Below are 13,328 nucleotides of genomic sequence, written 5' to 3'. Positions count from 1 at the left end.
ACTATAGCTTTTCTGCGATTCGTAGTACTGAGCTACGCGAACGAGTATTCTCATCCACTTCATCTTTAGAAGGCTTGATCGCTTTACCAATTGGTTTTAGATCGGCACTGCCTAAAGCTTTAATTTGATCTTCTGTTAGCGGTAAACCGTGAGGAACTTGTGGCCCTTGGCTCTCTTTACGGATAAAGCGCTTCACCATACGGTCTTCAAGCGAGTGGAAACTGATAACAGAGATACGACCTTGAGGAGCAAGAATGCTTGCTGCGCCTTTCAGTGCGGTATCAATCTCTTCAAGTTCGCTGTTGATGTAGATACGGAATGCTTGGAAAGCACGTGTCGCTGGGTGCTTTTTCTCTTTGAAGCTTTTTGGAGCGACGTCAGAGATAAGCTTAGCCAGTTGACCAGTACGCGTTAGCGGTTCGTTCTCTTCATTCTCTTGATAAGCGATGATGCCTTTCGCGATACGACGAGCGTGTTTGTCTTCACCGAACTCACGAATAACCCATGTAATGTCATCAAGATCCGCTTCAACTAACCACTGAGAGACAGGAACACCTGTTGTTGGGTCCATGCGCATATCCAGCGGACCATCTTTCATAAAGCTAAAGCCACGTTCAGCATCATCCAACTGTGGTGAAGAAACACCTAAATCCAGCAATACGCCATCCACTTGACCGACTAAGTCATAACGCTCTGCATATTCAGCCATACCCGAAAATGGACCATGGATAATCGTAAAACGAGGATCATCAATCTTCTGAGCTTCAGCAATCGCTTGTGGATCGCGGTCGATACTAAAGAGTCGTCCATTCTCGCCCAGTTTAGACAGGATTGTACGGCTGTGACCACCACGGCCAAAAGTACCATCAATGTAGGTACCGTCAGGTTTGATCGCAAGTCCGTCAATAGATTCGTTAAGCAATACTGAAATATGTTTGAATGCTTCTGTCATAGTCTTCTCAGTGAGTGGATTGAGCCATTAGTTCGGCAATAATTTGTTCTATTAACGTTTTAGTGTACTGATTTCACGCCGTATCTCCACCATATTGTGTATAGGCTTTGGGAATTTTTGACCCAAGCTCATATCAGGGTGAAGGATTCTAAGGAAATCTAAATCATTTACGTCAATATAAAGCAAAAAACCCATCACTACCGTTAAGTAATGATGGGTTCTTTATATAGGTGGAGTTGACACATACGCCGGGTTCTGTTCCGCTTGCGCGGCGGTAACCATTCGTCTAGGCCTGCAATCGCTCACAGGCTCAAGCAATCTACCCGCCCCCATACGCGAGCAGCGCAATGCGAGGGCCTATTTGATCTTGCTCCGGGTGGAGTTTACCTTGCTACGAACTGTTGCCAGTCGCACGGTGCGCTCTTACCGCACCCTTTCAGCCTTACCTGTGCCTCTTCCGAAGAAATGAGGCCATCGGCGGTCTTCTCTCTGCTGCACTTGTCGTGGGCTCGCGCCCCCCAGACGTTATCTGGCACCCTGCTCTATGGAGCCCGGACGTTCCTCCCCTCTACCAGTCTCCCGAAGGACTTCAACGTCAGTTTCCCGAAGGACCTCAACGTCAGTCTCCCGAAGGACATCAGCAAAGCAGCGATTACCCGTTCAACTCCGAGGGCGGATTGTATAGAGATTAGTGAGCAGTGTCTAGCGAGATCACAAATATGCTGCAAACCTCTAATCGAATGCATGATTTTTACACAATCTAGACAAAAAAAGAGGAATAACGGTAATACCATCATTCCTCAGAAGCTTTTTCAATAAAGGTTATCTACTCTATAAATAGGTATCTAGCCTATAAAGAGTTCTCTAGTTGTCTAGATGCTCTAAGCCCCATTTGTATAAAGCGTTCTTTTTCAGATTGTAAATTTCTGCTGTCATCGCCGCCGCTTTTTTAAGGGGTAGCTCTTTGGTTAGAATGCTTAGTGTGCGAGTTGCTTCGTCTGGCAGATCGGTGCTCGCTTCTTCACGGTGACCATGGATCAGCAACACCATCTCACCACGTTTGCGGTTCGAGTCTTCTTCTATCCATTCAATCAACTCACCTAATGGTAATCCTTGAATGGTTTCGAATGTCTTGGTTAGCTCACGAGCCAACACGACCTCACGGTCGGGTCCTAAGATCTCTAACATGTCCTGCAGAGAATCCGTAATACGGTGCGGTGATTCGTAGAAAATACATGTGCGCTCTGCTTTTGCAATCTCTAAGAACTTGTCTTTGCGACCCTTGCTCTTTGGCGGTAAGAAGCCTTCAAAGCTGAAACGATCAGACGGCAAACCAGACGCACTAAGTGCGGTAATCACTGCACAAGCACCAGGAAGTGGCACAACTCTCACACCCGCTTGACGACATTGTGATACAAGATGGTAACCTGGGTCACTGATTAAAGGAGTACCCGCATCAGAGACTAATGCGATAGACTGACCTTCTAATAACCTTTCGACTAGAACTTGCGCTTTAGTTTGTTCATTATGATCATGTAAAGCGAACGTTCTGGTGGATATATTGAAGTGAGCAAGCAGCTTACCCGTGTGGCGTGTGTCTTCGGCTGCAATAACATCGACACTTGATAAAATTTCAATTGCTCTTTGAGTGATATCTCCCAAATTTCCGATTGGGGTTGGCACAATATAGAGAGTTGGGCTCTCTGTGAGCAAGGTTTTGTTATCTGTCATTTGTTTACCATCACTTCAACGATTAATATAGATACAAATTGATACGGAATTTAAAGAACTCATGGCAACGATGAACCATAAGAGACTCAGTGTACCACGCTTACTCACTCCAATTGCATTAGCAATTACGTTGGCGGCTTGTTCTTCAGGCCCTCAAGCACCAACGCGTGTTGATATTACACTAGATCCAGCGCAATCAACTGAAAGTTACATGATGCAAGCGGATAGCAGCAAAGGAAGCCTGCAAAACGATTGGCTAATCATGGCACTGAAAGCCTCTGTGCAAGCTGGAAAAACCGATCAAGCGACTTTGCTGATCAAACGTTTAGCAAAGCAAGAGCTTAGCGAAGTACAACAAGCAGAATGGCAACTGGCTCGTGCTCAGTTATTAGTGAATAACTCGCAACCAGATCAAGCCTATAGCCAACTGAATTTCCAACCGTGGTGGAAACTGCCTAACGAGCAATGGAAAGATTATCACGAGCTACGCGCTAACATTTCTGAGATGCAAAGCGAGTATTTCGAAGCAAGCCGTGAGTTAGTCCTTTATTCAGAATACGTAGACGCTGATGACGAAAGCCAACAGATAACTGCCGACCGTATTTGGCAGAACCTGAATAGCTACTCTCAATATGAGATTCTAGAACTTAAGACTTCTCCGACAGAAGACGTTCTAGCAGGTTGGTTACAGCTGGCTATTTATATGAAGACGCTGAACTCTAACCTTCCAGACCTACAGAAAACTCTGTCTGATTGGCTGGCTGAGAACCCTCGTCACCCTGCAGCAACATACACACCTCAGGCGATCACTGACATATTGGCGCTAGAGATCAGCAAACCAACCAGCACTGCGCTATTACTGCCGCTCACGGGTAAGTACGGCAAGCAAGCACAGCTTGTGCGTGATGGTTTCATCTTTGCGATGATGAATGACAAAGAGCGCGAAGAAAACGCAACGCTAACGGTTATGGACACCAACGTACAAAGTGCCGCTGAAATTAAAGCGACACTGGAAGAGAACAAGGTAGATTTCATCGTTGGCCCGCTGATTAAGAGCAATATTACCAAGCTTCAGCAAGCGCAGAAAAACCACGAAAATTCGATTCCAGCTTTAGCTCTAAATATTCCGACGCAGCTAGAACCTGATACCAATATTTGCTATCTCGCTCTATCGCCAGAGCAAGAAGTCGCTCAGGCAGCGAAACACCTTTTTGCTCAAGGCTACAAGTACCCGCTTATTCTGGCGCCAAAAGGGCGTTTAGGTGACCGCGTTAAGCAAGCGTTTGAGAAAGAGTGGAAAAAATACAGCAACAACGAAGTCGCGATTACCTTATTCTCTGACAAGCGCCAACTTCAGCGCAATGTGAATCAGGTATTCGGCTTACAAGAGAGCCAACAACGTATCGCTCAAATGGATGGGCTACTTAACCTAGACCTAGAAACTGAACCGCGCAGCCGTCGTGATATCGACTCTGTTTACATTGTGGCGAAGAACTCAGAGCTTACGTTGATTAAGCCTTTCATTGAAGTCGCGATTAACCCAGACGCTGACCAACCAGCCTTGTTCTCAAACTCACGCAGCAACAGCGGTGACAAGCAGTACGAAGATCTAACGGGTGTGTTCTACAGTGACATCCCACTATTGGTTGAGAGCAAAAACGAGCTTAACAAAGAGCTAAACGACCTATGGCCTGCACATTCAAACGGCCAAAAACGTCTGCAAGCACTGGGGATGGATGCCTACTACCTAATGGATGCATTGCCACAGATGAAAGCCGTACAGGGTTACAGCATTCCAGGTGAAACCGGCGTGTTAACCATCGACAACAACTGTGTTGTTCAACGTGAAATCAGCTGGGCAGAGCATGGGGCTTTTTAGCCGAAAGTTCCTGTCCAAACCAACAATCACCCACAAACAAGTGGGTGATAAATACGAGACCGTGGCTAAAAATTATTTAGTTGGCCACGGATTATCGTTAATTCAAGAAAACTTCATAGCTAAATGTGGCGAGATTGATCTTATAATGCGCCATAACAATACGGTTGTGTTTGCTGAGGTAAAATACCGCAAGCAAACCCGCTACGGACATGCCGCCGAAATGGTGACAGCAAAGAAGTCACAGAAGCTGCTCAAAACAGCCAATGTTTGGCTTATGCAGCAAGGCTTGTCGGTGCACTCTACAGATTTCAGGTTTGATATCGTTGCCATAGAAGGGCCGAATGACAATATCGACTGGATTCAAAACGCGATTACCCAAGGATAAACATGCTAGACAGCATTAAAGAAAGTTTTACAGAAAGTATTCAGATCCAAATTGCGGCTGCAGAAGCACTGCCAGACGCAATCACGCATGCCGCTCAAGCAATGGTTGCGACCTTGCTTAACGGAAACAAAATTCTTTGTTGTGGTAATGGTGGTTCGGCGTCGAATGCTCAGCAATTTGTATCGTGCCTACTTAATCGCTTTGAAACCGAGCGCCCTAGCCTGCCAGCAATGGCTCTCACAGCAGACAACACCACGCTAACGGCAGTAGCCAACGACTATCACTACGAAGAGATCTTCTCTAAGCAGGTACGTGCGTTTGGTCAAACTGGCGATATTTTACTGGCTATCTCTACTAGCGGTAACAGCAAAAACATCATCAAAGCGATGGAAGCAGCGGTAACACGTGACATGACGATCATCGCCTTTACGGGTAAAGATGGTGGTGAAATGGCAGGCTTACTGGGCGAACACGATGTAGAAATTCGTATCCCTTCACACCGTACAGCACGCATTCATGAAGTACACATGGTGACACTGCATTGCTTATGTGACCTAATCGATCAAGTACTCTTCCCTGCTCACGAAGAGTGATATACGGAGCATCACAATGAAATCATTAACCTCTACGAGGCTGTTTAAGCTGATTAGTGTTTCGCTACTTACACTGTCCCTGTCTGGTTGTGCTGGCATTTTCATTGCTGGTGCTGCAACCACAGCGAACTTAGTCACTGACACACGAACCACCAAACAAATCTGGAACGATAACAATATCGAATTTGAAGTCGCGGCCATCACCAACAAGCAGCCATATCGTGGCAACGTTCGTATCACAGCGAGCTCTTACCGAGGTTCAGTTGTATTGATGGGGCAAGCGACCACTGACTCAGAGCGCCGCGCGTTTGAAAACCAAGCCAAAGAAGTGGCAGGCGTAGAAAGCATCCACAATCAGGTGCGAGTAAAAGAGCCATTGACCATCAGTGCTATTAGTAACGATAGCTGGATTACTACCAAGGTGAAATCAGCTCTTCTAGCAAACGCTGATCTCAACGGCATCAAGGTTAAAGTCATCACTGAAGATTCAGAGGTGTTTTTACTTGGGTTAGTATCTCGAGAGCATGCTGATATCGCGACAGAAGTTGCGCGTAATGTTTCAGGCGTAAAGCAGGTGATTCGAGCGTTTGAATATGGCGAAGAAGAGACGGCCGTTAACTAGCCTTAAGCCAGCCAATTAAATGCTATTTAGCAGAAAAGAAAAAGCAGCGACGAGTCGCTGCTTTTTTATTTGAGTCGTTATTTAGCTAACGTTATTTGATAACACGAAGGCTTGGGCGACCTTTTGCTGGACGAGGAGGCTCAGGATCTGAGTCAGGCTCTTCAGCATCTACGTCTGCCGTTGCTACGCTCAAAGATGGGCCTTTCTCTTGTTCTTCAAAAGGACTTTCTTCAATCCCTTCTTCAAAAGATTCCATGTAAGCCTCTTCAGGTTCAAACATGGTACCAGCACCATTCTCACGAGCATAAATCGCTTGTACTGCGTAAAGCGGCACGATCACAGAGTGTGGGCGACCACTAAAGCGAGCACTAAACGTCACAGCTTCGTTACCCAGTTCAAGTTGTCCAACCGCACGAGGCGCGATGTTCAGAATGATCTGACCATCTTGAACAAACTCTTCTGGAACTCTTACACCCGGTAATGTTGCTTCAACAACAAGGTGTGGAGTTAATTCGTTATCAACCAGCCATTCATAAAATGCACGAAGCATATATGGTCGGCGTGGAGTCATATTTGAAATATCCATAAACGCTTAGCGAACGAGTCGCATCTCACGCTCAGCTTCAGTTAGAGAAGCTAGGAATGAATCACGTTCGAATACGCGGTTCATGTAAATCTTAAGCTCTTTAGAACCAGGGCCAATTAATTCGATACCAAGCTCAGGTAAACGCCATAGTAGCGGAGCTAGGTAACAATCAATTAGGCTAAACTCTTCGCTCATGAAGTATTCATACTCAGCGAAGATAGGAGCAAGAGTTAGTAGGTCGTTGCGCAGTTTAACGCGAGCTGCTTCAGATTCTTCAGCGTTGCCTTTAACGATCTTCTCTGCAACTGAATACCAGTTACGCTCAATGCGGTACATCATTAGACGACTATTACCACGAGCAACCGGGTATACAGGCATCAACGGTGGATGAGGGAAACGCTCATCTAAGTACTCCATAATGATCTTTGAGTCATACAAAGCAAGCTCACGATCAATAAGAGTAGGTACTGATTTGTACGGGTTCAGTTCAACAAGCTCTGCTGGTAGATTTTTTTCATCAACCAACTCAACTTCAACACTTACGCCTTTTTCAGCAAGAACAATGCGCACCTGATGGCTATACATATCAGAAGCACTTGAGAAAAGAGTCATTACAGAACGTTTATTGGCAGCTACAGCCATGGAGCCCTCCAGTACACTTTAAATAAAAACAATGGAGGCCTAAAGCCTCCATTGAACATTAACATAATTTGGGAATTAGCACGGTATTATAGCACAATTAGTGCACATCACGCCAATACTCTTTCTTCAGCAAAATCACGATGATAGTGAAGATTACTAAGAAGGCCATTACCCACCAACCCATTGCATGACGCTCAAGTTGAACTGGGTCGCCCGAGTAAACCAAAAAGTTAACAAGGTCACGAACTGCTTCATCGTATTCACCAGCACTTAATTCGCCAGAACCGTCAGTTTCAGTACCAACAACAGTTGTCACTTCCTCGCCATCTACCATATGAGTATCGTAGATTGGTGTTGGAATACCTTGCAGCTCTTCAAGAACGTGCGGCATACCAACACTTGGGAAAACAATGTTGTTCACGCCAAACGGACGAGATGGGTCTTCATAGAAGGTACGAAGGTACGTGTATAGCCAATCTGCGCCACGAACACGAGCAACCAAAGTTAGATCTGGTGGTGGAGCACCAAACCAACTTGCCGCTTGATCAGAGGGCATAGCATTAACCATCAAGCTACCGATTTTCGCTTCAGGGTCGAAAATCAGGTTTTCCTTCATTAGATCTACAGGGATCTCTAAATCATTCGCAACACGTTCATAACGCTGGTACTGCGTTGAGTGACAAGCAAAACAGTAGTTCATGAACATCTTAGCGCCATTTTGCAATGAGGCTTTATCTGTTAAATCATTGTTTGCTTTATCTAATGGTACGCCTGCACCCGCTGCCATCGCCAGTGACGGCAACATAGCAAATAAAATTACAATCCACTTTTTCATTTGAATGTCACCCTTTCTGGTAATGGTTTCGTCGCTTCATTTTTACTGTAGAACCACAGTAGAACGAAGAACATGAAATAACCTAAGCTAAAGATCTGAGCCAGTAGCGTATACGTTGGCGTTGCTGGAAGCGCACCAAGTACACCAAGCGCAATAAAGCTTATTGTGAATTGGATGATGTTAATCAAATGCAGTTTGCTACGGTAACGGTAAGAACGCACTTTACAACGGTCGAACCATGGCAGTAGGAATAGCACAACAATAGATGCACCCATTGCAACTACACCTATCAGCTTATCAGGAACAGCACGAAGTACAGCGTAGAACGGCGTGAAGTACCAAACTGGAGCAATATGCTCAGGTGTTTTCAGTGGGTTAGCAGCTTCGAAGTTAGGCGGCTCAAGGAAGTATCCACCCATCTCTGGGTTAAAGAACAGCACGTAACAGAACAAGAATAGGAAACCAGCAACACCGACCATATCTTTCACCGTCCCGTATGGGTGGAAAGGAACAGAGTCAATGATGTCGTATTTCTTAGTGTAATCCTTATGGAATGGGAACTGAGTTTTGTAGTCGTCGCCCATTGTGCCTTTAGGAAGCTTAGTCTCGATACCGTCTGGGTTGTTCGAACCCACTTCGTGCAGTGCTAGTACGTGAAGTACGATAAGCAGCAGAAGTACGATTGGTAGAGCGATAACGTGCAGAGCGAAGAAACGGTTCAGCGTTGCACCAGAGATGATGTAATCACCACGGATCCAAAGCGTTAGGTCATCACCAATAACAGGAATCGCACCAAACAGAGAAATGATTACCTGAGCACCCCAGTAAGACATTTGCCCCCATGGTAGTAAGTAACCCATGAAAGCCTCAGCCATAAGCACTAAGAAGATCAGCATACCGAAGAGCCAAAGTAGCTCACGAGGCTTTTGGTAAGAACCGTAGATTAGACCACGGAACATATGCAGGTAGATAACCACGAAGAATGCCGAAGCACCTGTCGAGTGCATGTAACGCAGTAACCAGCCGTATTCCACATCACGCATGATGTATTCAACAGATGCAAACGCGCCATCACCAGACGGAACGTAGTTCATTGTTAGCCAAATACCTGTAAGGATTTGGTTAACCAGTACCAACATTGCCAAAGAACCGAAAAGGTACCAAAAGTTAAAGTTCTTAGGCATTGGGTATTCAGATAAATGCTTTTTATAAGCATTCATTGCGGGTAGACGTTTTTCTACCCAATCAAGCAATCCTTGCATTATGCGTCTCCCTCGTCCACACCGATCATGATCTTAGTGTCACTCAAATACATATGCTTTGGCACTACAAGGTTCAATGGGGCTGGTACGCCTTGGAATACTCGACCTGCCATATCAAACTTTGAACCATGACAAGGACAGAAGAAACCAGACTTAACGCCCTGAACTTGTTCTGCAAAAGAATCTGGCAGGTAAGTTGGAGAACAACCTAAGTGCGTACAGAAACCAACAGCAATGAAGAACTCCGGCTTAATAGAACGAAACTCGTTCTGTGCGTAGTCTGGTTGTTGTTCAGTTTCAGATTGAGGGTCACGAAGTTGACCACCGATCGCTTTTAGGTTCTCTAGTACCGACTCAGCACGGCGTACAACCCATACAGGTTTACCTTGCCACTCGACACGAACCATTTGTCCCGGTTCTAACTTACTGACTTCCACTTCCACCGGCGCGCCCGCAGCTTTCGCTTTGGCACTCGGGTTCCATGATTTAATAAAAGGCACGGCTACAGCAGCTGCTCCCAAACCACCAACAACGGCTGTTGTTGCGGTTAAGAAACGCCTGCGACCGTTATTTAAAGGCGCGTTGCTCATCCAAACATTCTCCCATTTGCTCCTTATGGATTGAAATAATTCCGATTAAAGAGCATGGCTAACAAAATATGTATTTAGTTCTATTTATTGACGGCAAATGATAAATAAAACCCTACTTTTTGACAAGATAAAGCTACCTTTTTGTAACAATCATGAGGCAAAGCGCACATTGGGTTACAAAAGCTTTCAAAATATAAGAATTTAGGAATAAAACGAGGAGGGGGAAGCGTTTAGCGGGGGCCAGAAAGACAAAAAGCCCGGCATATAGCCGAGCTTTGAACCACAATTCCAGTAATAAAACTGGTCGCGTGTATTTTTCGGTAAGGAAAAATTAACGCTTAGAGAATTGAGGTTTACGACGTGCTTTACGTAGACCAACTTTCTTACGTTCAACGCAACGAGCGTCACGCGTAACATAGCCAGCTGCACGTAGAGCAGGACGTAGAGTTTCATCGTATTCCATAAGAGCACGAGTGATACCGTGGCGGATTGCGCCAGCTTGACCTGAAATACCACCACCAGAAACAGTGATGTAAAGGTCAAGTTTCTCAGTTAGTTCAACTAGCTCAAGAGGTTGTTTAACAACCATACGAGAAGTTGGACGACCGAAGTAAACATCAAGGCTACGCTTGTTGATTACGATCTCACCAGAGCCTGGTTTGATGAAAACACGAGCTGCTGAGCTTTTGCGACGACCAGTGCCGTAGTATTGATTCTCTGCCATTGTCTTAATCCCCAATTAGATGTCTAGTACTTGTGGTTGTTGAGCAACATGGTTGTGCTCAGTACCAGCGTATACTTTAAGCTTACGGTACATCGCGCGGCCTAGAGGACCACGTGGAAGCATACCTTTAACTGCTAGTTCAAGAACCATTTCTGGTTTCTTAGCAATTAGCTTTTCAAAAGTGATAGTCTTAAGACCACCTGGGAACTCAGAGTGACGGTAGTAAACCTTACCCTTAGCTTTGTTACCAGTCACAGCTACTTTCTCAGCGTTAACAACGATGATGTAATCACCAGTGTCTACGTGAGGAGTGTATTCTGCTTTGTGCTTGCCGCGTAGGCGAGAAGCGATTTCACTTGCTAGACGGCCAAGAGTTTTGCCTTCAGCGTCTACAACATACCAGTCGCGTTTTACAGTTTCTGGTTTAGCAACGAAAGTTTTCATGCTAATAATTACCTATTTAAAAAATTTACACTTAAGGAATACTCGCGTATTCCCACTGTCTAAGAGTTACCATCATCACCCCTTCGAGTGTTGGAAAACTCTTGGCATAACGTGATTTTACTCATCGCTAGAGGCCCGCAGTAACGGTAGGTCGCAGGATTATAGAGAAGAGCGAAGAAAAAATCACCTCTTTTTGAACAAAATCACGATTTTTTTAATTCTCTTTCTTATTCGAGATAATCAAAGCTAACTTAAGTGTTCTTTTGCCAAATATTCATGGCTCTGCATTTCGATTAAACGCGACTGACAACGTTTAAACTCAAATTCTAACTGACCATGGGTATATAGCTTTTCTAGCTCCACTTCCGCTGAAATAATCAATTTCACGTTACGCTCATAGAACTCATCAACTAACGCAATGAAGCGTCTTGCTGCGTCATCTGAAGTCGCACCCATTTGCAACACATCAGCCAGCAGAACCGTGTGATAAACCCTAGACAGCTCAATATAGTCATTCTGGCTGCGAGCCGACTGACAAAGCTGAGCAAACGTACCATGTAGCACACCATCGCTTGCTTCGACTACATCCAGTTGACGGTGATTGACCTCAATCTGTTTGAGTTTCTCTTTATCTTCACCAACGAGCTGCGCGTAATATGTTTCGAGGTTAATGTTCGCTTGGCTATCCAGCGGGTGATGATAGATCTCAGCCTGCTCTAAAGTACGAAGACGATAATCGATTCCACTATCGACATTAAGAATATGGCAATTGCCTTGAATAAGCTTAATAGCGGGTAAGAAGCGAGCTCGCTGCAACCCGTTACGATACAAATCCGCAGGTGGAATATTAGAGGTTGCAACTAAGATAACGTTTCGAGCGAATAACTCTTGGAACAAAGTTCCTAAGATCATGGCATCCGTGATGTCTGAAACAAAGAATTCATCAAAACAGATAATATCCGCTTCTTCTTTCAACTTATCTGCGACTAAAGGCAACGGGTCGCTAACATTACCTAGCACCCTTAGCTCATCATGGACTCGATACATAAAGCGGTGAAAGTGAACACGCATTTTTTTTGTGGTCGGTAAGGCATCGTAGAACGTATCCATTAAGTACGTTTTACCGCGCCCGACGCCACCCCAAAAATAGAGGCCTTTTGGTGGCTCTGGCAGTTCTGGCTTTTTGCCCATTAATTTCTGGAATCGAGTCAGTTGAGGAATAGGCGTATTCATGTAATCTTGGAATTGATGAAAGAGTTCATCTAAAGATTTAACGGCTTGCTCTTGTGCTGGATCTCTTTGAAATCCATGTTCTTTTATATCTTGTTCGTATTTTTTAATGGGATTCATGACGACATTTCCACAATGAAAGCAATATCAGACAGCAAATAAAAATGAGCCCAAACAGTACGAGACATGTCGCTATGCGGTGAATAATGCAGCATCAAACTGCTAACTAGCGCACACGCATTTCTCTTTATACTGCGGCTTTCTCATAGTACCATGGAGCCGTATCACGTGTAACTAAGCAGTAACAAACATGTTAAAAAACAATAATAAGGAGCTGTTATGCCTTGGATGTATGCCGTTGCCGGTTTACTAGTCGGAGTTATTTTAGGGGTCGCTATTTCTCGTCTCATGACGCCTGAATACAAAAAACAAAAGAACGTACAGAAAGAATTAGATAGCGCAAAGTTTGCCCTTGAACAGCAGCGACAAGAGCTAGCTGACCACTTTGCGAAATCAGCAGAAATGTTGGACACCTTAGGTAAGGACTACACAAAACTGTACCAACACATGGAAAAAACAAGCTCAGAGCTGATCCCTAATCTGCCAGAGCAAGATAATCCATTTGTGAAAACAGCCGCAGCCCATTCGGACAAATCACAAGACAAGCCTTCAGTTAAAGAGGCGACACTTGAAGAACAACCGAAAGATTACGCTAATGGCGCAACGGGTTTATTTACAGAGCAGAAGAAAGAAATCATGGATGCTCCCGATGTTGTAACAGCAAAAGCATCGTAAACATTTAACACTTCTGTGAACTTTACAAAGGTTTTTGAGTCATAACTTTCACTCAGGT

General features: G+C 44.9%; 15 protein-coding genes and 1 other RNA gene. 5 read left to right on the top strand and 11 right to left on the bottom strand.

Annotated features, from left to right (window positions below; translation table 11 throughout):
* Position 1 precedes the first annotated feature (1 nt).
* The 3 genes from rsmH to rsmI all read right to left on the bottom strand — a co-directional run bounded on the left by rsmH (position 2) and on the right by rsmI (position 2,683).
* Entirely contained in the window at positions 2 to 952 is a 951-nt protein-coding gene (rsmH, locus tag OCU90_RS02310) for a 16S rRNA (cytosine(1402)-N(4))-methyltransferase RsmH (RefSeq protein ID WP_004735996.1), read from the bottom strand.
* A gap of 228 nt (positions 953 to 1,180) precedes the next feature.
* Positions 1,181 to 1,620: RNase P RNA component class A (gene rnpB / locus OCU90_RS02305), an RNA gene on the bottom strand.
* A gap of 196 nt (positions 1,621 to 1,816) precedes the next feature.
* Positions 1,817 to 2,683: a 16S rRNA (cytidine(1402)-2'-O)-methyltransferase gene (gene rsmI / locus OCU90_RS02300; RefSeq protein ID WP_061024510.1), complete on the bottom strand. Its 867-nt coding sequence runs from the start codon at positions 2,681 to 2,683 to the stop codon at positions 1,817 to 1,819.
* Positions 2,684 to 2,744: 61 nt separating this feature from the next.
* On the opposite strand from rsmI, the gene OCU90_RS02295 reads away from it, so the two are divergent.
* Genes OCU90_RS02295 through OCU90_RS02280 form a run of 4 tightly spaced genes read left to right on the top strand, consistent with a single transcriptional unit; the run spans position 2,745 to position 6,162 of the window.
* A complete protein-coding gene (locus OCU90_RS02295) occupies positions 2,745 to 4,562 on the top strand; it encodes a penicillin-binding protein activator (protein WP_061024508.1) in 1,818 nt (605 codons plus the stop codon).
* On the top strand, positions 4,549 to 4,947 hold the full coding sequence (locus tag OCU90_RS02290; protein ID WP_017084761.1) for a YraN family protein: 399 nt from the start codon (positions 4,549 to 4,551) through the stop codon (positions 4,945 to 4,947). Before OCU90_RS02295 ends, OCU90_RS02290 begins: the two co-directional genes overlap by 14 nt.
* A 2-nt stretch (positions 4,948 to 4,949) precedes the next feature.
* Positions 4,950 to 5,540 (top strand): phosphoheptose isomerase, encoded by a 591-nt coding sequence (locus OCU90_RS02285; RefSeq protein ID WP_004729817.1) that lies wholly within the window; start codon positions 4,950 to 4,952, stop codon positions 5,538 to 5,540.
* A gap of 16 nt (positions 5,541 to 5,556) precedes the next feature.
* A complete protein-coding gene (locus OCU90_RS02280) occupies positions 5,557 to 6,162 on the top strand; it encodes a BON domain-containing protein (protein ID WP_061024506.1) in 606 nt (201 codons plus the stop codon).
* A 91-nt stretch (positions 6,163 to 6,253) separates the two neighbouring features.
* On the opposite strand, the gene sspB is transcribed toward OCU90_RS02280, so the two are convergent.
* The 8 genes from sspB to zapE form a co-directional block, all read right to left on the bottom strand.
* Positions 6,254 to 6,733, bottom strand: a complete 480-nt coding sequence (gene sspB, locus OCU90_RS02275) for a ClpXP protease specificity-enhancing factor (protein ID WP_004729819.1) — start codon at positions 6,731 to 6,733, stop codon at positions 6,254 to 6,256.
* A gap of 21 nt (positions 6,734 to 6,754) precedes the next feature.
* Positions 6,755 to 7,390 carry a stringent starvation protein SspA gene (sspA, locus tag OCU90_RS02270; protein ID WP_010434700.1) on the bottom strand — a complete coding sequence of 212 codons (636 nt, stop codon included), beginning with the start codon at positions 7,388 to 7,390 and terminating at the stop codon, positions 6,755 to 6,757.
* Positions 7,391 to 7,487: 97 nt separating this feature from the next.
* Positions 7,488 to 8,225, bottom strand: coding sequence for a cytochrome c1 (locus OCU90_RS02265; protein WP_004729828.1), 738 nt, complete (start codon positions 8,223 to 8,225; stop codon positions 7,488 to 7,490).
* Positions 8,222 to 9,487, bottom strand: a complete 1,266-nt coding sequence (locus tag OCU90_RS02260) for a cytochrome b (RefSeq protein WP_004729830.1) — start codon at positions 9,485 to 9,487, stop codon at positions 8,222 to 8,224. The genes OCU90_RS02265 and OCU90_RS02260 overlap by 4 nt, the downstream gene beginning before the upstream one ends.
* The gene (gene petA, locus OCU90_RS02255; RefSeq protein WP_017072804.1) at positions 9,487 to 10,077 is read right to left on the bottom strand and encodes a ubiquinol-cytochrome c reductase iron-sulfur subunit; all 591 of its coding nucleotides are present in this window, start codon (positions 10,075 to 10,077) and stop codon (positions 9,487 to 9,489) included. Before petA ends, OCU90_RS02260 begins: the two co-directional genes overlap by 1 nt.
* A 331-nt stretch (positions 10,078 to 10,408) precedes the next feature.
* Positions 10,409 to 10,801 (bottom strand): 30S ribosomal protein S9, encoded by a 393-nt coding sequence (gene rpsI, locus OCU90_RS02250; RefSeq protein ID WP_004740758.1) that lies wholly within the window; start codon positions 10,799 to 10,801, stop codon positions 10,409 to 10,411.
* A gap of 15 nt (positions 10,802 to 10,816) precedes the next feature.
* Positions 10,817 to 11,245, bottom strand: coding sequence for a 50S ribosomal protein L13 (rplM, locus tag OCU90_RS02245; RefSeq protein WP_010434689.1), 429 nt, complete (start codon positions 11,243 to 11,245; stop codon positions 10,817 to 10,819).
* A gap of 246 nt (positions 11,246 to 11,491) precedes the next feature.
* Entirely contained in the window at positions 11,492 to 12,595 is a 1,104-nt protein-coding gene (gene zapE / locus OCU90_RS02240; protein WP_061024504.1) for a cell division protein ZapE, read from the bottom strand.
* A 219-nt stretch (positions 12,596 to 12,814) separates the two neighbouring features.
* Between zapE and zapG the strand changes: the two genes are divergently transcribed.
* Positions 12,815 to 13,270, top strand: a complete 456-nt coding sequence (zapG, locus tag OCU90_RS02235) for a Z-ring associated protein ZapG (RefSeq protein ID WP_017077673.1) — start codon at positions 12,815 to 12,817, stop codon at positions 13,268 to 13,270.
* Positions 13,271 to 13,328: the final 58 nt, after the last annotated feature.

This window comes from Vibrio splendidus (assembly GCF_024347615.1).
GTDB lineage: Bacteria > Pseudomonadota > Gammaproteobacteria > Enterobacterales > Vibrionaceae > Vibrio > Vibrio splendidus.
This window is presented reverse-complemented; position numbering and strand designations above follow the sequence as displayed.

Bases quoted from the DNA above. Each gene is read 5' to 3' on its own strand.
- OCU90_RS02260 (WP_004729830.1), bottom strand. From the start codon at position 9,487: ATGCAAGGATTGCTTGATTGGGTAGAAAAACGTCTACCCGCAATGAAT.
- rpsI (WP_004740758.1), bottom strand. From the start codon at position 10,801: ATGGCAGAGAATCAATACTACGGCACTGGTCGTCGCAAAAGCTCAGCA.
- petA (WP_017072804.1), bottom strand. From the start codon at position 10,077: ATGAGCAACGCGCCTTTAAATAACGGTCGCAGGCGTTTCTTAACCGCA.
- rplM (WP_010434689.1), bottom strand. From the start codon at position 11,245: ATGAAAACTTTCGTTGCTAAACCAGAAACTGTAAAACGCGACTGGTAT.
- zapE (WP_061024504.1), bottom strand. From the start codon at position 12,595: ATGAATCCCATTAAAAAATACGAACAAGATATAAAAGAACATGGATTT.
- OCU90_RS02295 (WP_061024508.1), top strand. From the start codon at position 2,745: ATGGCAACGATGAACCATAAGAGACTCAGTGTACCACGCTTACTCACT.
- zapG (WP_017077673.1), top strand. From the start codon at position 12,815: ATGCCTTGGATGTATGCCGTTGCCGGTTTACTAGTCGGAGTTATTTTA.
- sspA (WP_010434700.1), bottom strand. From the start codon at position 7,390: ATGGCTGTAGCTGCCAATAAACGTTCTGTAATGACTCTTTTCTCAAGT.
- rsmI (WP_061024510.1), bottom strand. From the start codon at position 2,683: ATGACAGATAACAAAACCTTGCTCACAGAGAGCCCAACTCTCTATATT.
- rsmH (WP_004735996.1), bottom strand. From the start codon at position 952: ATGACAGAAGCATTCAAACATATTTCAGTATTGCTTAACGAATCTATT.
- OCU90_RS02265 (WP_004729828.1), bottom strand. From the start codon at position 8,225: ATGAAAAAGTGGATTGTAATTTTATTTGCTATGTTGCCGTCACTGGCG.
- OCU90_RS02285 (WP_004729817.1), top strand. From the start codon at position 4,950: ATGCTAGACAGCATTAAAGAAAGTTTTACAGAAAGTATTCAGATCCAA.
- sspB (WP_004729819.1), bottom strand. From the start codon at position 6,733: ATGACTCCACGCCGACCATATATGCTTCGTGCATTTTATGAATGGCTG.
- OCU90_RS02280 (WP_061024506.1), top strand. From the start codon at position 5,557: ATGAAATCATTAACCTCTACGAGGCTGTTTAAGCTGATTAGTGTTTCG.
- OCU90_RS02290 (WP_017084761.1), top strand. From the start codon at position 4,549: ATGGGGCTTTTTAGCCGAAAGTTCCTGTCCAAACCAACAATCACCCAC.